The 19,222-nt window shown below is 70.8% G+C and carries 18 protein-coding genes; 4 read left to right on the plus strand and 14 right to left on the minus strand.

Annotation, left to right across the window (positions count from 1 at the left end):
* Positions 1–2: 2 nt before the first annotated feature.
* The 4 genes from ribH to rpe all read right to left on the minus strand — a co-directional run bounded on the left by ribH (position 3) and on the right by rpe (position 3,241).
* On the minus strand, positions 3–509 hold the full coding sequence (gene ribH / locus ACIBTM_RS07155; protein WP_395875619.1) for a 6,7-dimethyl-8-ribityllumazine synthase: 507 nt from the start codon (positions 507–509) through the stop codon (positions 3–5).
* Positions 506–1,780 (minus strand): bifunctional 3,4-dihydroxy-2-butanone-4-phosphate synthase/GTP cyclohydrolase II, encoded by a 1,275-nt coding sequence (locus tag ACIBTM_RS07160; protein ID WP_395875815.1) that lies wholly within the window; start codon positions 1,778–1,780, stop codon positions 506–508. Before ACIBTM_RS07160 ends, ribH begins: the two co-directional genes overlap by 4 nt.
* A gap of 56 nt (positions 1,781–1,836) precedes the next feature.
* On the minus strand, positions 1,837–2,460 hold the full coding sequence (locus ACIBTM_RS07165) for a riboflavin synthase (protein ID WP_395875620.1): 624 nt from the start codon (positions 2,458–2,460) through the stop codon (positions 1,837–1,839).
* A 112-nt stretch (positions 2,461–2,572) separates the two neighbouring features.
* Positions 2,573–3,241 carry a ribulose-phosphate 3-epimerase gene (rpe, locus tag ACIBTM_RS07170; RefSeq protein ID WP_395875816.1) on the minus strand — a complete coding sequence of 223 codons (669 nt, stop codon included), beginning with the start codon at positions 3,239–3,241 and terminating at the stop codon, positions 2,573–2,575.
* Positions 3,242–3,386: 145 nt separating this feature from the next.
* On the opposite strand from rpe, the gene ACIBTM_RS07175 reads away from it, so the two are divergent.
* From ACIBTM_RS07175 to ACIBTM_RS07185, 3 genes are all read left to right on the plus strand, one after another.
* Positions 3,387–4,622 carry a sensor histidine kinase gene (locus ACIBTM_RS07175; RefSeq protein ID WP_395875621.1) on the plus strand — a complete coding sequence of 412 codons (1,236 nt, stop codon included), beginning with the start codon at positions 3,387–3,389 and terminating at the stop codon, positions 4,620–4,622.
* Positions 4,619–5,278 carry a response regulator transcription factor gene (locus ACIBTM_RS07180; RefSeq protein WP_072027840.1) on the plus strand — a complete coding sequence of 220 codons (660 nt, stop codon included), beginning with the start codon at positions 4,619–4,621 and terminating at the stop codon, positions 5,276–5,278. Before ACIBTM_RS07175 ends, ACIBTM_RS07180 begins: the two co-directional genes overlap by 4 nt.
* A gap of 81 nt (positions 5,279–5,359) precedes the next feature.
* Positions 5,360–6,475, plus strand: a complete 1,116-nt coding sequence (locus ACIBTM_RS07185; RefSeq protein WP_395875622.1) for a serine hydrolase domain-containing protein — start codon at positions 5,360–5,362, stop codon at positions 6,473–6,475.
* On the opposite strand, the gene ACIBTM_RS07190 is transcribed toward ACIBTM_RS07185, so the two are convergent.
* The 4 genes from ACIBTM_RS07190 to ggt all read right to left on the minus strand — a co-directional run bounded on the left by ACIBTM_RS07190 (position 6,472) and on the right by ggt (position 11,351).
* Entirely contained in the window at positions 6,472–6,978 is a 507-nt protein-coding gene (locus ACIBTM_RS07190) for a flavoprotein (protein WP_395875623.1), read from the minus strand. The two genes, ACIBTM_RS07185 and ACIBTM_RS07190, sit on opposite strands and share 4 nt — an antisense overlap.
* Positions 6,975–8,411 carry an RsmB/NOP family class I SAM-dependent RNA methyltransferase gene (locus ACIBTM_RS07195; RefSeq protein WP_395875624.1) on the minus strand — a complete coding sequence of 479 codons (1,437 nt, stop codon included), beginning with the start codon at positions 8,409–8,411 and terminating at the stop codon, positions 6,975–6,977. The genes ACIBTM_RS07190 and ACIBTM_RS07195 overlap by 4 nt, the downstream gene beginning before the upstream one ends.
* A complete protein-coding gene (gene fmt / locus ACIBTM_RS07200; RefSeq protein ID WP_395875625.1) occupies positions 8,408–9,334 on the minus strand; it encodes a methionyl-tRNA formyltransferase in 927 nt (308 codons plus the stop codon). The genes ACIBTM_RS07195 and fmt overlap by 4 nt, the downstream gene beginning before the upstream one ends.
* A gap of 205 nt (positions 9,335–9,539) precedes the next feature.
* Entirely contained in the window at positions 9,540–11,351 is a 1,812-nt protein-coding gene (ggt, locus tag ACIBTM_RS07205; RefSeq protein ID WP_395875626.1) for a gamma-glutamyltransferase, read from the minus strand.
* A gap of 97 nt (positions 11,352–11,448) precedes the next feature.
* Between ggt and ACIBTM_RS07210 the strand changes: the two genes are divergently transcribed.
* Complete coding sequence (locus tag ACIBTM_RS07210; RefSeq protein WP_395875627.1) at positions 11,449–12,828, plus strand: hypothetical protein; 1,380 nt, start codon at positions 11,449–11,451, stop codon at positions 12,826–12,828.
* A 74-nt stretch (positions 12,829–12,902) separates the two neighbouring features.
* Here the strand turns inward: ACIBTM_RS07210 and ACIBTM_RS07215 are convergent, their stop codons facing one another.
* From ACIBTM_RS07215 to mihF, 6 genes are all read right to left on the minus strand, one after another.
* Positions 12,903–14,993 carry a primosomal protein N' gene (locus ACIBTM_RS07215; protein WP_395875628.1) on the minus strand — a complete coding sequence of 697 codons (2,091 nt, stop codon included), beginning with the start codon at positions 14,991–14,993 and terminating at the stop codon, positions 12,903–12,905.
* A 372-nt stretch (positions 14,994–15,365) separates the two neighbouring features.
* Entirely contained in the window at positions 15,366–16,568 is a 1,203-nt protein-coding gene (gene metK / locus ACIBTM_RS07220; protein ID WP_395875817.1) for a methionine adenosyltransferase, read from the minus strand.
* 96 nt (positions 16,569–16,664) lie between these two features.
* Positions 16,665–17,885, minus strand: coding sequence for a bifunctional phosphopantothenoylcysteine decarboxylase/phosphopantothenate--cysteine ligase CoaBC (coaBC, locus tag ACIBTM_RS07225; protein WP_395875629.1), 1,221 nt, complete (start codon positions 17,883–17,885; stop codon positions 16,665–16,667).
* A complete protein-coding gene (gene rpoZ / locus ACIBTM_RS07230) occupies positions 17,878–18,147 on the minus strand; it encodes a DNA-directed RNA polymerase subunit omega (RefSeq protein ID WP_005152353.1) in 270 nt (89 codons plus the stop codon). Before rpoZ ends, coaBC begins: the two co-directional genes overlap by 8 nt.
* 24 nt (positions 18,148–18,171) lie before the next feature.
* Positions 18,172–18,801: a guanylate kinase gene (gmk, locus tag ACIBTM_RS07235; RefSeq protein WP_395875630.1), complete on the minus strand. Its 630-nt coding sequence runs from the start codon at positions 18,799–18,801 to the stop codon at positions 18,172–18,174.
* Complete coding sequence (gene mihF, locus ACIBTM_RS07240) at positions 18,798–19,115, minus strand: integration host factor, actinobacterial type (RefSeq protein ID WP_003096398.1); 318 nt, start codon at positions 19,113–19,115, stop codon at positions 18,798–18,800. Before mihF ends, gmk begins: the two co-directional genes overlap by 4 nt.
* Positions 19,116–19,222: the final 107 nt, after the last annotated feature.

Genomic DNA, 19,222 nt, shown 5'->3' on the forward strand with positions numbered 1-19,222 from the left:
GCTCACACGAATCCCCGCTCGGTCCACGGCTGACGCAGGTTCCGCAGCGCGTGCGCGGCGTCCAGCGCGGCGACCGTCGCTTCGTAGCCCTTGTCCTCGACCGAGCCGGGCAGGCCCGACCGGTCGAGGGCCTGCTGCTCGGTGTCGCAGGTGAGGACGCCGTTGCCGACCGGGGTGCTCTCGTCGAGCGCGACCCTGGTCAGTCCCGCGGTGACCGCGTCGCAGACGTACTCGAAATGCGGCGTCCCGCCCCGGATGACCACGCCCAGCGCGACGACCGCGTCGTGCGTGCGGGCCAGCGCCTGCGCGGCGACCGGCAGTTCGACGGCGCCCGCGACACGCACGACCGTCGGCTCCTCCTCCAGGTCGGCCGCCTTGGCCGCCTCGAGGGCACGGTCCAGCAGGGCGCCGGTGATCTTCGTGTGCCAGCGCGTGGCCACGATCCCGAGCCGGATGTTCTTACAGTCGGACAGGTCGAGTTCGACGTCCGGACGGCCTTCGCCGCTCACCGCGTGCCACCTCCGTTGCCCTGGTCGACCTCGGCGCCGACCTGGTCGAAATGCTCCAGCTGGGACAGGTCGTGCCCCATCCGGTCCCGTTTGGTCTTGAGGTAGCGCAGGTTCTCCGGGTTCGGCGAGATCGGCAGCGACACCCGCCCGCTGACCCGCAGGCCGTAGCCCTCCAGCCCGACGCGCTTGGCCGGGTTGTTCGTCAGCAGCCGCATCGAGCGGACGCCGAGGTCGCACAGGATCTGCGCGCCGGTGCCGTAGTCCCGCGCGTCGGCGGGGACGCCGAGCTGCAGGTTCGCGTCGACGGTGTCCGCGCCGGCGTCCTGCAGCTGGTAGGCCTGCAGTTTGTGCAGCAGCCCGATGCCCCGGCCCTCGTGGCCGCGGATGTAGAGCACGACACCGCGGCCTTCCTTGGCCACCGCTTCCAGCGCGGCCTCCAGCTGCGGGCCGCAGTCGCAGCGCAGCGAGCCGAAGACGTCACCGGTCAGGCACTCGGAGTGCACGCGGACCAGGATGTCCTCGCCGTCGCCGATCTCGCCGTAGACGAACGCGATGTGCTCGATGCCGTCGAGCAGGCTGTCGTAGCCGACCGCCCGGAACGTCCCCGCGTTCAGCGGGATACGTGCCTCGGCGACCCGCTCGACCTGCTTCTCGGTGCGCCGCCGGTACGCGATCAGGTCGGCGATGGTGATCATCTTGAGGTCGTGGTCCGCGGCGAAGACCTCGAGCTCGTCGCGGCGGGCCATGTCGCCCTCGTCCTTCTGCGACACGATCTCGCAGAGCACCCCGGACGGCGAAAGGCCGGCCAGCCGGGCCAGGTCGACGGAGGCTTCGGTGTGCCCCGGGCGCCGCAGGACGCCGCCCTGCTTGGCGCGCAGCGGGACCACGTGGCCGGGCCGCCGGAAGTCCGACGCCTTGGACGCCGGGTCGGCGAGCAGCCGGACGGTATGCGACCGGTCGGCCGCGGAGATCCCGGTGGTGATGCCCTCGGCGGCGTCGACCGTGACGCTGTACGCGGTGCCGCGCTGGTCCTGGTTCGTGTGGTACATCGGCGGCAGGTCGAGCCGGTCCGCCTCGGCCTCGGTCAACGCCACGCAGACGTAACCCGAGGTGTAGCGCACCATGAAGGCCATCAGTTCCGGCGTGGCCTTCTCCGCCGCGAAGATCAGGTCGCCCTCGTTCTCGCGGTCCTCGTCGTCCACCACGACGACCGGACGGCCCGCCTTGATGTCGGCGATCGCCGCCTCGATGGCATCGGCGTTCACGGCCACCACCCCGCCTGCACAGGGGGTCAGATCGGCCGACCCCGGAATCGCACTCGTCTCGCTCACGCCCGCTCCTCCGTACCGCCATTGTCCCCCTGCGCGCGCAGGTGCGGCATGGCCAGCTTCTCGACGTATTTGGCGACCACGTCCACCTCGAGATTCACCAGGTCACCCGGGGTGTTCCGGCCGAGCGTGGTCAGTTCGAGGGTGGTCGGGATCAGGGCGACGGAGAACTCCTCGTCGGTCACCGAGGCGACCGTGAGGGAGACGCCGTCGACCGCGATCGACCCCTTCTCGACCACATACCGGGACAGCTTCTTCGGCAGCGCGAACGTGGTGAGTCCCTGCTCGTCGCGCTTGAGGTAGACACCGGTGCCGTCGACGTGGCCCTGCATGATGTGCCCGCCGAGCCTGCCGCCCGCCGGCGTCGCGCGTTCGAGGTTGACGACGTCGCCGACGTTCACCTTCGCGAGGCTGGAGCGTTGCAGGGTCTCGTGCACGACATCGACGGTAAACTCACCGCCCGCCACCGCGACCACGGTGAGGCACACGCCACTCACCGCGATGGAGTCGCCGTGCCCGGCGTCGCTGGTCACCAGCGGCCCCCGAACGGTCAGTCTCGCGGCGTTCGGGACCTGCTCGACCGCGGTGACCTCGCCGAGTTCCTCGACAATGCCGGTGAACACTCCTGCTGCCCTCCTCCTGGCTCGCACCGTCGCTGGGAACGGTGCTCCCCTCATCCAACACCCATCGGGGCCGATTCCTTCTCCTGACCCGACGGCGGATCAGGAGGCGGGATCAGCCGCGGACGCGGGCCGCCTGCTCGCGAAGCGCCGCGACGGCCTTACCAGGGTCTTCGGCGCCGTAGACGGCGGAACCGGCGACGAAGCAGTCCACCCCGGCTTCGGCGGCCTGCTCGATGGTGTCGGCGTTGATCCCGCCGTCGATCTCGACGACGAGCTTGAGGTGGCCGGTGTCGACCAGGCGCCGCGCGGTGCGGACCTTGTCGAGGACGCCCTCGATGAACGACTGGCCGCCGAAACCGGGTTCGACCGACATCACCAGGAGCGTGTCGTAGTGCTTGAGGGTCTCGAGGTGGTCCTCGATCGGTGTGTTCGGCTTGATCGAAAGGCCGGCCTTCGCCCCGGCGGCGCGCAGGTTCTTCGCCAGCGCGATCGGGTCGTGCGCGGCCTCGACGTGCACGGTGACGTTGTAAGCGCCCGCTTCGGCGTACCCGATGGCCCACTTGTCGGGGTTCTCGATCATCAGGTGGCAGTCGATCGGGACGTCGGTGGCCTTGAGCAGCGACCGCACCACGGGCAGGCCCAGGGTCAGGTTCGGCACGAAGTGCGCGTCCATGACGTCGACGTGGACCCAGTCCGCGCGGGTGTCCCCCTCCCCCGCGACGGCGCGGATCTCGTCGCCGAGCCGGGCGAAGTCCGCGGAGAGGATGCTGGGTGCGATCAAAGGTCGGTGAGCCACGCGCCCGAGTGTAGGAGGGCGTCGCTAACGCCCGCTAACCGGCTGTGACCGGCGACCCGGTCTGGAGTATGACGCGAAATGGCACCACAGTGGGAGGTGCGCGCACGCGCCGCCGAATAGCGTTCCCCTCATGGTCAACCCACTCAAGCCGCTCGTGCGGATCGGCAGCTACCGCAGCTTGCCGTTCGGCTTCCTCGGCATGGCGATCACCGCGATCCCGTTCCCGATCGCGCTCATTCCCGCCGTCCTCATCCCGGGCGACGTGAGGGCGAAGATGGCCTACGGCGTGCTCGCCATGGGCGTGCTGGTCGCACTGGCCGGCTTGCCGGGACCGGTACGCCGGGTCGGTATCTGGTTCTCCAACCAGATGCTGGGCGTCCGGATCGCCCAGCCGCCGCCCCAGACGAAGGTGGCCTGGGCGGAGCGCCGGCGCTCCGCGGCCTGGCTGCTCGTGCACACCGCGCTCGGCTGGGTGCTGTTCTTCCTCGGCTGTTTCCTGTTCCTCGGCTTCGTCCTGACCCTGGTGTGGGCGGGAGGTGGCGGCAGTCCCATCGCGATCTTCGGCGAGCAGGTGACGATCGAACCCGGCATCGCCGGAGCGTGGACGCTGCCGATCGGGTTCTTCACGCTCGTGGTGATCGCGTACGTTCTCGCCGGGTTCACCAAGCTCTTTCAGTACAGCGCGGTCGCCCTGCTGGGCCCCTCCGCCGCCGAGCGCGTCGCCGCCGCGGAAGTCCGGGCGAACCACTTCGAGCAGCGCAACCGGCTGGCCCGCGAACTGCACGACTCCATCGGGCACACGCTGACGACGTCGACCATCCAGGCCGCCGCGGCCGCCGAACTGGTCGATTCCGAACCGCAGCTGGTACGCCGGGCACTGGACACCATCGAGGAGTCTTCGAGGGCGGCGCTCGAAGACCTCGACCACGTACTCGGCCTGCTGCGGGACGACCGGTCGTCCCGCGAACCCGAGCGGCGGCTCATCGAGGCCGGGACGCTGGCCGAACGGGCCCGCGCGGGCGGTGCGGTGATCGACTACGAGCTGACCGGCCCCGCCGCCGAACTGCCGGCGACCCTTTCGCGGGAGGCGTACCGGATCGTCCAAGAAGGACTGACGAACGCGTTGCGGCACGCCCATCCCGGCCCGGTGAGCGTGCGGGTCGCGGTACTCGCCGACGCGCTGCGGATCGAGATCGTGAACCCGCTCATGGAGCACGCGGCCGCTTCCGGCCGCGGCGGCAACGGGCTGCCGGGGCTCACCGAACGCGTCGAGGCCTTGCGCGGGGAGCTCGTCGCGGGGCCCGCCGTCGACGGGGAACCGTTGTGGCGGCTGGTGACCACGATCCCGCTACGGTCACGGTCATGACACTGCGCGTCCTGATCGTCGACGACGAACCCTTGCTGCGAGCCGGATTGCGCTCCCTGCTGGACAACCAGCCGGACCTGACCGTGGTCGGCGAGGCAGGCGACGGCGGCGAGGTGGTCGATCTGGTGCGGCGGACCCACCCCGAGGTGGTCCTGATGGACGTGCGCATGCCCGGGGTGGACGGGATCGAGGCGACCCGGCGGGTACTGGCCGAAATCCCCGACCCGCCGAAGGTCCTCGTGATCACGACGTTCGACAACGACGACTACGTCTACGACGCGCTGCTGGCCGGGGCCAGCGGATTCCTGCTGAAGCGGGCGCGCAAGGAGGAGTTCGCGCACGCCATCCGGACGATCGCCGCCGGGGAGACGCTGCTGTTCCCCGACGCGATCCGCCGGATGGTCACCGCGCGCCCGGCGCCGTCCGGCCTCGCTCCCCGCCCGTCCTCCTTGACGAAACGGGAGACCGAGGTACTGCGGCTCATCGCCACCGGTAAGTCCAATGTGGACATAGCGGCCGAGCTCGTCATCAGCCTCGAAACCGTCAAGACCCATGTGGGCAACATCTTCGGGAAACTGGGCGCGGCCAACCGCAGCCAGGCGGTGGTGTTCGCCTACGAGACCGGCATCGTCGCGCCCGGGCACAGCCTGCGCTGACCGCATGGTGGGGCAGGCCCCCGGTCGGGGGTGGGTGCCTGCCCCATGGCTACCCGACTCGACCGCCCCTAGCTTTGGTTCATGCGAAAATCCTTGCCAGGCAAGAAGATCATCGCCGTCGGTTCACTGGTCGCACTGCTCGCCGCGACGACCGCCACCCCGGCGCTGGCCGTGACCCACCCGCGGGACGAAGTCGACAAAGCGCTGAAGACGCTGGTGCAGGACGGCGTTCCCGGTGCGCAGGCGACCGTGACGAGCCGGTCCGGGCGGACGTGGTCGGAACGCGAGGGCGTCGGGAACGTCGAGACCGGGACACCGTTCCCGCACGACTCGAAGTTCCGGGCGGCCAGCGTCACCAAGACCTTCGTCGCCGTCGTGGTCCTGCAGCTCGTCGCCGAGGGGAAAGTGCGGCTGGACACGCCGATCGAGGAGTACCTGCCCGGCCTCGTGCGCGGGAACGGCAACGACGGCACCAAGATCACCGTGCGGCAACTGCTCCAGCACACCAGCGGGCTGTACAACTACGTCCGCGATCTGAAAATCGACGAATGGCGGCATCGCGGCGCCGAGCCCGAAGAACTGCTGGCGGTCGGCCTCGCGCATCCGCCGGACTTCGAGCCGGGCGCGAAATGGGCGTACTCCAACACGAACTACGTCATCGCGGGCATGCTCATCGAGAAGCTCACCGGCCGATCCGTCGCCACCGAGATCCGGAAGAGGATCGCCGAGCCGCTCGGGCTGCGCCACACCTACCTGCCGCCGCGAGGCGACGAGCGCCTGCCGCTTCCGCACGCCAGGGGCTACGCGCCGGGTCTCGTCGACTACACCGAACTGGATCCCTCGCTCGCCGGGGCCTCCGGCGGCATCGTTTCGACCGGCGCGGAACTGAACCGCTTCTTCGGGGAGCTCGTCGACGGCCGTCTCCTGCCCCGGGCACAGCAGGCGGAGATGCGGCGGACCGTTCCGGCGGGCCTTGGCATCCCCGGCGCGGAATACGGGCTCGGAATCGCGTCCGTGCCGCTGTCCTGCGGCGGGAAGTTCTGGGGCCACGGCGGGAACCTCCGCGGCTTCGCGAACATCTCCGGGGCGGTCCCGCACGGGAAACAGGTGAACGTCGTGGCCAATCAGGACCCGCTGCCGGCAGGGGCGTCGGCGCATCTCGTGGCCGCGGTCGACACGGCGTTCTGCGCCCGCTAGACCGCCGGGAGCAGGTCCAGCACCGAGGTCCACGAGGTTTCCGGGGTGAGCCTCGTGGTGGTGACCCCGGCGGAGGCGAGCGTGTCGAGATGGCGCCGCCAGACCGGATGGTGCACTCGCGTGTCCTGGATCTGGTAGCCCAGGACGATCGTGCTGCCCGGCGTGCCGAGGACGTCGCCCAGCAGGGTCAGTGCCTGGTTGTCGGCGATGCCCAGCGCCAGTTTCGCCACGGAGTTCGCGGACGCGGGCGCGAACAGGAACACCTCGGGATCCGGATGCGGCCGGGGTTCGCCCGGCAGCCGGGAAGTACTGCGGACCGGTAGCCCGGTGAGCTTGTCCAGGTCACCGAGCCCGCCGGTCGTCTCCAGCCAGCGGGCCGCGGTGGGGGTCAGCGTGATCGCGAGCTCCCAGCCGCGGTCCGCGGCCGGTTTCGCGAGCTGCGCGGCGAACCGGGTGTCCAGTCCGCCGCACGAGCTCGCGACCAGGCCGAGGACCCTGCTCACCCGGCGGATTCCGGCTTCCGCAGGACGGCGCAGAACATCGCGTCCGTGCCGTGGCGGTGCGGCCACAGCTGGACGTACGGGCCGTTGCCGAGCTGCGGAACGCCAGGGAAGAACTCCCGCGCGTCGACGATCTGGGCACCGGCGCGGCGTGCGGTCTCCCCCACGACGCCTTCGGTCTCGGCCAGATGCGGCGAGCAGACGACGTAGGTGACGATGCCGCCGGGCCGGACCAGGTCCAGAGCCGCGGTGATCAGCTGGCCCTGCAGTTTCGTCAGATCCGAGATGTCGCTGGGCTGACGGCGCCAGCGCGCCTCGGGGCGGCGCCGCAGCGAGCCGAGACCGCTGCACGGCGCGTCGACCAGGACGCGGTCGTAGCCCGGTTCGAGGCCGGACTCGCGGCCGTCGGCGACGTGCACGGTCACCGGCAGGTCCTGGACGGCCTTCTCGATCAGCTTCGCGCGGTGCGGGGCCTTCTCGACCGCGTCGACGGTCGCGCCGGCGGCCACCGCCAGCGCGCCGAGCAGCGCCGCCTTGCCACCCGGACCGGCGCACAGGTCCAGCCACCGCACGTCGGAGCCGGTCAGCGGGACCCTCGTGACGGCATAGGCGCACAGCTGGCTGCCCTCGTCCTGCACCGCGGCCAGCTTTTCCTTGATCGGCTCGAGGTCACCGGGGTCACCGGACCCCGCGGGCAACCGGACGCCGTAGGGCGAGTACGGCGCGACGTCACCACCGGTGATGGCGGCGAGTTCGTCGGCGCTGATCTCACCGGGCCGGGCGACCAGATGGACGTCGGGACGGTCGTCGTCGGCCTCCAGGGCCGCCTTCAGTTCCGCTCCCTTGTCCCCCAAGGCTTCCGCGAACGACCGCGCGACCCAGCGCGGATGCGCGGTCCGCAGGGCGTAGGCGCCGATCGGGTCGACGGCCTCGTCCGGCGCCAGTTCGTTCAGCCAGGTCTCTTCGTCCTTTTCGGACACCGAACGCAGTACGGCGTTCACGAAACCCGCGATCCAGGAACCGACTTCGGCGCGGACGAGGTCCACAGTGGACCCGACGGCGGCGTGCTGGGGGATGCGGGTGCGCAACAGCTGGTACGCGCCGAGCCGCAGCCCGTCCAGCACGATGGCGTCCACCTTGGCCAGCGGCCGGTCGAGGCAGGCCTCGATCACGGCGTCCAGCATGCCGACCGCGCGGCAGGTGCCGTAGGTCAGTTCGGTGGCCAGCGCCGCGTCGCGGCCGGAAATACGGCGGTTGCGGAGCAGTTGCGGCAGCACCAGGTTCGCGTACGCGTCGTCTTCGCGGACCGCGCGCAGGACGTCGAAGGCGACCTGCCGGGCCGGATCGATCTGCGGCGGGCGGCTGGGCCCCTCTTTACGCGGGCCCGGTCGGCCTCGCTCCGGCCTCGACGGCCGGCGTTCCCTACGCTCGTTCACTGCAGGCGCTCTCCTTGTCCGATCCTCGTACCGCGCGCCCAGTCGGTGGCCGCCATCCGCTTCTTCCCCTGCGCCTGCACCTCGCCCAGCCGCACCGGCTTCGACGCCGTGCCGACCAGCACCCGCTTGCGCTCCACGACCAGTTCGCCGGGCGGGGGCCCCGGCTCGTCGACGATCGTCACCGGGCCGAGTTTCAGCCGCTCGCCCCGGAACTCCGCCCACGCGCCCGGGTCCGGCGTGACCGCGCGGATCTGCCGGTCGACCGCGGCGGCCGGGTCGGCGAACGACACCCGCGCGTCCTCGACGGTCACCTTGGGCGCGTAGCTCACGCCGTCCCCGGTCTGCTCGACCGCGCGCAGCGAGCCGTCGGCGACTCCGTCCATCGTGGACACGAGCAGCTTCGCCCCGGACTCCGCCAGTCTGGCGAGCAGTTCCCCGGCGGTGTCGGTGGCGGCGATCTGCTCGGTGACCACGCCGTAGACCGGGCCCGCGTCGAGTTCCTTGACGATGCGGAACGTCGAGGCGCCGGTGATCTCGTCCCCGGCGCGGATCGCGGCCTGTACCGGCGCGGCGCCGCGCCACGCGGGCAGCAGCGAGAAGTGCAGGTTGACCCAGCCGTGCGCCGGGATGTCCAGGGCGGCCTGGGGCAGCAACGCCCCGTACGCGACCACCGGGCACGCGTCGGGCGCGATCTCCGCGAGCCGGGCGAGGAACGCGGGGTCGCTCGCCTTCGGCGGGGTCAGCACCTCGATCCCGTGCTCGTCGGCCAGCGCGCCGATCGGCGACCGGACGACCCGGCGGCCTCGGCCCGCCTGCGCGTCCGGGCGGGTCACGACGGCGACGACCTCGTGCTGCTCGGACGCGAGGAGCGCGCGCAGCGACGGGACCGCGGGTTCGGGGGTGCCGGCGAAGACGAGGCGCATCAACGCACCTCCGCCGGGGGGACGGGTACCTCTGACTGGGCGAACATCGTCGCTCAGTCTAGAAGGGCCTCGCCGCCGGGGCGCGCTCGCTCTCCCTGTCCCCACCGCTGCGTGCTAGGAACGGTCCTTTCCTTGCGAAATTTGCAAGGAAAGGCCCGTTCCTAGCACGCGAGAGAGCTGAAAGAGGCCTTCGCCGGCCCGATCCCTACCGCGGCGGCCAGGGCAGCACGACGGCCGCCGAGCCACCACCCCGGCGCGTGGGTTCGGCGGCGGCGAGCCACCGGCCGTCCTTCAGCCGTTCGACGCCGGTCGCCGCCCCGATCTCCGCGGGCGTCGCCGAGAAACCCTGTCCCTTGGCCTTCAGCGCCGCGAGCACCTCGGTCTGGTCCAGGAACGCCTGCTCCACCTGCGCGGCCGCCGAGTTCCGCTGCGAGGCACGCGGTTCGGCGATCGCGTCGACCAGCTTGAGGCCGCGATCGATGCGGCCGGTGAGGATCTGCAGCACCGTGGTGATGATCGACGCGCCACCGGGCGAGCCGACGGCGAGGAAGGGCTTGCCGCCCTCGAGCACGATGGTCGGCGCCATCGACGAACGCGGCCGCTTCGCCGGGCCCGGCAGGTTCGGGTCGGGCACGCCCGGCGTCACCGGGGTGAAGGAGAAGTCGGTCAGTTCGTTGTTGAGCAGGAAGCCGCGGCCCGGCACGACGATGCCGCTCCCGCCCTCCTGCTCGATGGTCAGCGTGTAGGCGACGACGTTGCCCCACCGGTCGGCCACCGTGAGGTGCGTGGTGTTCTCGCCCTCGTACGGTGTCGGCGCGGCGTTCGTCCCCGCCACGCACGGCGTGGGCTTGCGCGGGTCCGCCGGCGCGACCGGGCTGGTCCCGGCCTTCGCCGGGTCGATCAGGCACGCGCGGCTGTCGGCGAACTTCTGGCTGATCAGTTCCTTCGCCGGAACGTCGACGAAGGCCGGGTCGCCGATCCATCGGTTGCGGTCGGCGAAAGCGTACCGGGTCGACTCCAGGAAGTAGTGCAGGTAGTCGGCCTTCTCCAGCTTCGAGAGCTTCGTGTTCTCGAGGATGTTCAGCGCCTCGCCGACGGTCAGCCCGCCGGACGACGGCGCGGGCATGCCGTAGACGTCGAGGCCGCGGTACTGGGTCTTCGTCGGTTTCCGCTCGACCACGCGGTACTTGGCGAGGTCGGCCGCTGTCATGTCGCCAGGACGCACCTTCAGCGTCGACGCCGGGTCGACCGGCGGCTTCCGCACCGTGTCGACGACGTCCGCGCCGATCGGGCCGCGGTAGAGCACGTCGGTGCCCTTCGCGGCGAGCTGCGCGTACGTGCCCGCGAGGTCCGGGTTCTTGAACGTCGTGCCGACCGCGGGCGGCGCGCCGCCGGGCAGGTACAGCGACCGGGTGGACGGGAACGCCGAGAAGCGGGCGGCGTTGTTCGCGATCTGGGTGTTGAAGGTCTGGTCGACGGTGAAACCCTTGCGGGCGAGTTCTTCGGCGGGCTTGACCGCCTTCGCCAGCGACTTGGTCCCCCACTTGCGCAGGGCCTCTTGCCAGGTGGCGGGCGTACCGGGGACGCCGACGCCCAGTCCGCTGGTGACGGCCTCGGCGAACGGGATCGCCTTGCCGTTCTCGACGAAGAGGTTCTCGTTCGCCGTCGACGGCGCGGTCTCGCGGCCGTCGAGGGTGTGCACTTTGCCGGAGCGCGCGTCGTAGTAGACGAAGAAGCCGCCACCGCCGAACCCGGCGGAGAACGGGTCGGTGACGCCGAGCGCGGCCGCCGTCGCGACGGCGGCGTCGACGGCGTTGCCGCCCTCACGCAGGATCTTCGTGCCGATCGCGGTCGCGTCCGCGTCGATGCTCGACACCGCGCCCAGATAGCCGACGGCGGTCGGGGATTTGGGCGTCGGTGGCGCGGCCGCCGCCAGACCCGGCGCGGCGGTGCCGACCAGGACGGCGATCGCGGTGACTGCGGTGGTGCGTACCAAAGTTCTTCTGTGCGCGGCCATGGCGCGAGTCTGCCCCGCCTGTCCACCCCGGACAAGACCCGCCGAGACCTGCGTTCGTCGGTGGTGCGGCCGTGGCGGGATGAGCAGAATGCGGGCCATGAAGACTCCCGGCAGGCGGTGGGGCGCCGTCCTCCCGCTGCTCATCGCTCTCCCCGTCCTCGCTGTCCCCGGTGTCGCGCAGGCAGAAGGCGCGAGCGCCTGTTTCGACGACTCCGCCGCGATCACCGTCGAGGAGAAGCGGCTCACCGCGACCATGCCCTCGGGTGGCCCGGCGGTCGGCCCGGAACTCGTCCGGCTCGCCGGATTCGACAAGCTCGTCGCCGACTTCACGACGCGCCTCTGCGCCACGAAGACCGCTTTGCGTGCCGAGAAGCTCGCCGAGACCGCCGGTGACGGGCTCTGGCGCACCGCGGTCGATCGCGCGCAAGGCCGCCGTCCCGATCTCGGCACCATCGACAAGGCCGACGACCGGCCGCTCTACTGGGCCCGGCTTCAGATGAGCAAGGCGTTACGGCAGTGGACGCCGCGTTTCCCGCTCTCCGCCGATGCCCGCGCTGAGCTGGTGAAGACGTTCGACTTCGGCGCGCGGGGACTCGACGACTCCCGTTTCCCGTCCGGCCAGAAGCCGCGCAGGGTACTGGTGAGCGGTTTCGACCCGTTCACCCTCAATGGCGCGGGCGTGCGCATCGCGAACCCGTCGGGCGCGGCGGCGCTGCACCTGGACGGCAGGATGATCCAGACCCCGACCGGGCCCGCGCTGGTGCAGGCCGTGTCGTTCCCGGTGGTGTGGAGCTACTTCGACGCCGGCATCGTCGAGGCCGCCTACGGCCGGGCGTTCAAGGACCGCTTCCGCCGTCCGGAGCTGATCATGACGATCAGTCAGGGGCGTCCCGGCCGTTTCGACATCGAGCGGTGGGCGGGAGCCTGGCGCGGTGGTTCGCCGGACAACCTCGACGCATCCGTTCGTGGCCCGGTCCCGCCCGCCGACGGCTGGCCGCAGCCGGACGTCCAGTTCATCGAAACCACGCTGCCGTACGAAAAGATGCTCGCCGCGCCCGCCGGGGCGTACCAGGTGCAGTACAACCAGGCGTTCTGCGTCTGGCCGGACAGTACGAAGCCGGGGACGGGGACCGCGGTGTGCCGGACGGACGCGCCGAAGCCCGGTGAGGTCGCCGCTTCGGGCGGGGGCGGCAATTACCTGTCCAACGAATCGATGTACCGAAGCAACCGGCTTCGGACGGGGCTCGGCCTGACCGGGATCGCGGGCGGGCATCTGCACACGCCCGTCCTCGGCACGCCCGCCGATCCTTCGGCGCTGACCGACGCCGATTTCGAGGCGCGGCGGGCGGCGATCTCTTCGCAGATCGTCACGCTGCTCACGGCGGCTCTCAGCGGCTCCGCCACGAAGGCCGCTTCGCCTGCTCCGGGCGCTTCGGCCCGCGCCGACGTCCTCGCGACCCCCGGCACGACCCTCTGACCCCGCGCATTCAGTCCTCTGAATGCGGTGGTTCGACACCGAACTACCGCATTCAGAGGACGAAACGCGGGGCGCTAGATGAGTTCCAAGGGGTCCAGCTGGATCCGGATGGGCTCGGACGCCTTACGCGCGTCCCGGCGGGCGGCCGCGGCGTGGACGGCGGCGGCGAGCGCCTTCCCGTCCGGACGCGCGACGCGCACCAGCGCCCGCTCCCGTTCGGCGTTGCCGTCCTCGTCGACGTCGCCGAGCGGCACCGGGCCCAGCACCTCGCCGGTCTCCGGGAGGGCCAGGTCGTCGAGCAGTCCGGCGACCGCGTCCGGCGTGCCTTCGATACTCGCCATCCGCATCGCGGGCGGGAACCCGAGTTCACGCCGCTCGGCCAGTTCGAGGCTCGCGTGCCAGCCCGGATCCCAGCGCACCAGCGCCTGCACCACCGAAAGGCCCGCTTCCGCGCCGACGAACACGCGACCGCCTTCGGTCCCCGGCCGCACCAGCGCCGCCGCCGCCATCCAGCGGCGCAGGGTCTCCTCCCCCGCGCGCAGGTCCTGCCGCCCCAGCAGCGCCCAGCCGTCCAGCAGCAGCGCCGCGCCGTAGCCGCCTTCCGCGACCGGCTCGGCGCCCGGCGTGCACACCACCAGCGCCGGTTTTCCGGGCACCGAAGCCAAAACCTCGGTCGCACCCGAGGTGCGCACGGGGAATCCGGAGAACGCGCGGCCCAGCTCCTCCGCGGTGCGCTTGGACCCGACGACGACCGCCCGCAACCGCACCGAACCGCAAGCCGCGCAATGGAAGTTCGTCTCGGGGACACCGCACCACCGGCAGGCGGGCGGCCTCGGCGCGCCGTCGATCAGCCCGCCCGGCAAGGAAAGCGGACCGGCGCAACGGCGGCAGTGCGCCGAAGTCCGGCAGTTGCCGCAGGCGAGCCCTGGGACGTAGCCGCGACGCGGAACCTGCACCAGTACAGGGAATCCGCCTGCCAAGGACTGCCGCGCCGCCTCGAAGGCGACCGACGGGAGCCGCGCGGCCTTGGCCGCTTCGTCACGGGCGACGTCGAAGTCCTCGCCGACCGGCGTGACCCGCGGCGCCGCCGCCCGCAGTTCCGGCCGGGCGGCCACGAGAGGCTGCGCCCAGCCCGATTCCACCAGGAACTGCGCCTCGGCGGTGCGCGCGAAACCGGCGACGAGCATGGAGCCCTTCGCGGCGTGGGCGCGGTCCATCAGCACGTCGCGGACGTGCGGATACGGCGCGTGCTGGTCGAGGTGGACGTCGTCGCCGTCGTCCCACACCACGAACAGGCCGGGATCGGAGACCGGCGCGAACATCGCCGCGCGCGTGCCGACGACGACGCGTACCGCGCCGCGCAGCACCGCGAGCCAGCGGCGGTACCGTTCGGCGGGGCCGAGCCCCGCGATCAGCGCGACCACGGAATCGGCGCCCAGCAAGGAAACGCACGCGTCGTGCAGCCGGGTCAGGTCACGATGGTCGGGTACGACCATGACCACACCCCGCCCCGCGGAAGCCGCGACGGCGGCCGCTTCGGCGAGGCGGCGCGGCCAGTCCTCCCCCGGCAGCGCCTGCCAGACCGCGTTGGCCTGCCGCCGTTCCGCGACGGCCTCCAGGAACGCCGGACCGCTCTGGTACTTCTCCCAGGCCGTGGTTTCGGGCGGTTCCGGCGTCGGCGCGGGCTCGGCGGGCGGCTCGCCCTCGGCCTTCGCGTGCCGGGACGGGATCGCGAGCCGCAGGACGTCGCTGAGCGTGCCGCCGTAGCGGTCCGCGACGGACCGGCAGAGCGTGAGCAGCGGCGGCGGCAGCACGGGCTCGCTGGAGGTCACCCTGTCGATATACGCGAGCTTCCCGGTGAACTCCGTGGTGTCGGCGCGCTCGACGAGGTACCCGTCGACGAGCTGGCCCGCGAACCGGACCCGCACCCGGCAGCCGGGGACGGCGGTTTCGTGCAGTTTCTCGGGGATCCGGTAGTCGAAGGTGCGGTCGAGATGGGTGAGCGGGATGTCCACGACGATCCGCGCGACCGGGTTCTCGGGCGCGGGGTTCTGCGCCCCACGACGGCTGGCCGTTTTCGCGCGCGCCGGTTTGGCCTTCCGCGACGGCTCGGCCTTCGGCTCCGGAAGATCCCACAGGGGGGTCGGTTCGGGACTGCTGCTCACCCGGTGATCTCTACCAGACTCGTTCGCCACTGCCCGTCACCGCGTGCAATGAAAGGTCCTTTCCTTGCGAAATTTGCAAGGAAAGGACCTTTCATAGCACGCTCTGCTTGCCGCAGAGTGCCGTGAAGGCCCCTCCCGAGTACATGAAGGACCCCTTCATGTACCTACGGCAAGCAGAGAAGCACCAGCACCACGCAGGCCGGGGTCTCAAGCTGGCGGCCTCGCGTGGTCGAAGGGACGACACGTGTGATCCGGCGGACGACACGCGTGACTGGATGGACGACACACGCGCAACCGGGCTCCGACCCGAAGACGCCGTGAAGGCCTCCTTCCCTACCCTCAAGGTAGGCAAGGAGGCCTTCACGGAATAGGTCAGGCGCCCGCGGCCGACTTCAGGTCAGCGGCCCGCGCCGTGCTCTCCCACGGGAGAGACAGCTCGGGACGGCCGAAGTGGCCGTACGCGGCCGTCGGCGCGTAGATCGGGCGAAGCAGGTCGAGGTCGCGGATGATCGCGGCCGGACGCAGGTCGAAGACCTCCGTGATGGCGGCCTGGATCTTCGACGGGTCGACCGTCTCGGTGCCGAAGGTCTCGACGAAGAGGCCCACCGGGGCCGCCTTGCCGATCGCGTACGCGACCTGGACCTCGGCACGGGCGGCGAGCCCGGCGGCGACGACGTTCTTCGCCACCCAGCGCATCGCGTACGCGGCCGAGCGGTCCACCTTGGAGGGGTCCTTGCCGGAGAACGCGCCGCCACCGTGGCGGGCCATCCCGCCGTAGGTGTCGACGATGATCTTGCGGCCGGTCAGGCCCGCGTCGCCCATCGGGCCGCCGATGACGAAACGGCCGGTCGGGTTGACGAGCAGCCGCACGTCGGAGGTGTCGAGCCCGAGCTCGGCGATCTCCGGGGTGACCACGTGCTCGCGGACGTCGACGCCGAGCATCTGCTCCAGGTCGATGCCGTCCGCGTGCTGGGTGGACACGACCACCGTGTCGAGCCGCACCGGCTGGTCGCCGGCGTACTCGATGGTGACCTGGGTCTTGCCGTCCGGGCGCAGGTACGGCAGCACGCCGTCCTTGCGGACCCTGGTCAGCCGCTGCGAGAGCCGGTGCGCCAGCGCGATCGGCAGCGGCATCAGCTCGGGGGTGTCCGAGCAGGCGTAACCGAACATCAGGCCCTGGTCGCCCGCGCCCTGACGGTTGATCTCGTCCTCGTCGGATTCCACGCGGGACTCGTACGCGGTGTCGACACCCTGCGCGATGTCCGGCGACTGGGAGCCGATCGCGACGTTGACGCCGCACGAGTTGCCGTCGAAGCCCTTGGCCGACGAGTCGTAGCCGATCTTCAGGATCACGTCGCGGACGATGGTCGGGATGTCCGCGTAGGCCTCGGTGGTCACCTCGCCGGCGACGTGCACCTGCCCGGTGGTGATGAGGGTTTCGACCGCCACCCGGCTGCGCGGGTCCTTGGCCAGCAGGCCGTCCAGGATCGAGTCGCTGATGGCATCGCAAATTTTGTCGGGATGACCTTCAGTCACCGATTCCGATGTGAACAGTCTGCTCGTGGACGCGGTCACGGTGCCCGTCACTCCCTCACCTAGACGTCTGATGCCTAGAAAGTTAGGCACCCCTCAGCTTGAACTCAAGCCTACTGACTATCGCTTTGGGGGCTCTCAACGCTTCATCAAGGTCACAACAGCATCCCACAATGTGGACGCGAGTTCGGCCTTGGCGCCGAGCGGGATCGGGATTTCGGTGCCGTCGGCCCCGAGCAGCCAGCCCGAGTTGTCCTCGGTTCCGAAGGCCTTGCCCTCACCGACGGCGTTCACCACCAGCAGATCCGCGCCCTTGCGCTTGAGTTTGACCCTGGCGTGGTCGAGGACACCACCCTTGTCGTCCCCTGTTTCGGCGGCGAAACCGACGACCACCTGGCCGTCGGTCCGATTCCGCACCAATTCGGCCAGGATGTCCGCGTTGCGCGCGAGCTCGACGACGGGATCCGGCGCGTCGTCGGACTTCTTGATCTTGTGATCGGCCCGGTTCGAAGGCCGGAAGTCGGCGACAGCGGCGGCCATCACGAGGACGTCGGCGGAGGCGGCCTCGGCGTGCATGGCCTGGCGCATCTCCTCGGCGGTCGACACGTGGACGACCTTCGCGCCCGCGGGTTCCGGCAGCGCGACGGTATGCGCGGTGACCAGCGTGACCTCGGCGCCGCGCTGGACGGCGACGCGGGCGAGCGCGTACCCCTGTTTGCCCGACGAGCGGTTGCCCAGGTACCGGACCGGGTCCAGCGGCTCGCGGGTGCCGCCCGCCGAAATGGCCACGCGCACGCCTTCGAGATCGCGCGGGAGGGCCTTCGGCACGGCGAGCAGGAGCCGGGCGAGGTCGACGATCTCGGCGGGGTCGGCGAGCCGTCCCTTACCGGTGTCGGCGCCGGTGAGCCTGCCTGCGGCGGGTTCGGCGACGATCAGGCCGCGCGAACGCAGCAGCGCCACGTTGTCGCGGGTGGCCGGGTGCTCCCACATCTCGGTGTGCATCGCCGGGAAGAAGGCGACCGGGCACCGGGCGGTGAGCAGGGTGTTCGTCAGCAGGTCGTCCGCGATGCCGTGCGCGGCCTTGGCGAGCAGGTTCGCCGTGGCGGGCACGACGATCACCAGGTCGGCTTCCTTGCCGACGCGGACGTGCTGGACCTCGGGCACTTCGGTGAACACGCCGGTGTGCACCGGGTTCCCGGAGAGTGCCTCGAAGGTGGCCGCGCCGACGAAGTTCAGCGCGGCTTCGGTGGGGACCACGCGGACGTCGTGACCGGATTCGGTCAGTCCGCGCAGGACCTCACAGGCCTTGTAGGCGGCGATCCCGCCACCCACGCCCAGAACAACGCGAGGTTTATTCACCCTCGGTGTGCTCGAGCAGACCGCCGTGGATCTCGCGCAGGGCGATGGACAGCGGCTTCTCGCGCGGGCCCGGCTCGACCAGCGGGCCGACGTACTCCAGCAGACCCTCGCCCAGCTGGGCGTAGTAGTCGTTGATCTGGCGAGCGCGCTTGGCCGAGTAGATCACCAGCGCGTACTTCGAGCTGACCTTCTCGAGGAGGTCGTCGATGGGCGGGTTGGTGATGCCTTCGAGCTCTTCGTGCAGCGTGGCCTGAGTCGTCACTCGTGGTGCTCCGAATCTTCGGGTCTAGTTGTCGCCGGTTATCAAGTTTAGCAACTGCTCGGCGGCCTCTCGCACGTCGGCGTTGACGACGCGCTCGTCGAACTCCCCGGCGGCGGCGAGTTCGCGTTCGGCCTCGGCCAGCCTGGCCTTGACGGCGGCTTCGTTTTCGGTGCCGCGGCCGGTCAGCCTGCCGACCAGTTCGTCCCACGACGGCGGCATCAGCATCACCAGCCGGGCCTCCGGCATCGCCTTGCGGACCTGCCTCGCGCCCTGGAGTTCGATCTCCAGTATCGCGTTGCGGCCCTCGGCCAGCACCCGCTCGACGGGCCCGCGCGGGGTGCCGTAGCAGTTGCCCGCGAACTCTGCGTGTTCGAGCAGCTCGCCCTCGGCGACCATGCGGTCGAACTCGGCCCGGTCGATGAAGTGGTAGTGCTCGCCGTCCACCTCACCCGGCCTCGGCTTCCTGGTGGTCACCGAGACACTGAAATAGATCTCCGGATCCAGCTTGCGCAGCTCCTTGGCCACGCTCGACTTCCCGACTCCCGAAGGCCCTGAGACGACCGTGAGCCGGTGCCGGGATTCGACTCCCACCACCGGCTCACCGCCGCGGTCAGCGCCCGGGTTCGCCGGGTGGTCCTGACCGGTGCCGCTCACTCGCCGCTGAATTCGGCCAGCAGCGCCTTGCGCTGCCGGTCGCCGAGGCCGCGAAGACGACGGCTGGGTGCGATCTCCAGTCGTTCCATGGTCTGCTGGGCACGGACCTTGCCGACGCCCGGAAGAGCCTCGAGCAGAGCCGAGACCTTCATCTTGCCGAGGACTTCGTTCTCCTCGGCCTGCTTCAACACGTCGACCAGAGTGGTACCGCCCCGCTTCAGCCGCTCCTTCAGCTCAGCACGGATGCGGCGGGCGGCGGCGGCCTTCTCCAGCGCCGCAGCGCGCTGTTCCTCTGTCAGCTGGGGAAGTGCCACGTTTTCCTCCGGTAGTTCTCAAATCTGGGTGGGTGTGGCGACGGTACCCACCCGTTACCTCGGCCCACAATGCGGGGGTGGCTGGTCATGACCGATTCCCGGGCCTG

It is taken from the genome of Amycolatopsis sp. NPDC049868, from assembly GCF_044461365.1.
Lineage (GTDB): Bacteria > Actinomycetota > Actinomycetes > Mycobacteriales > Pseudonocardiaceae > Amycolatopsis.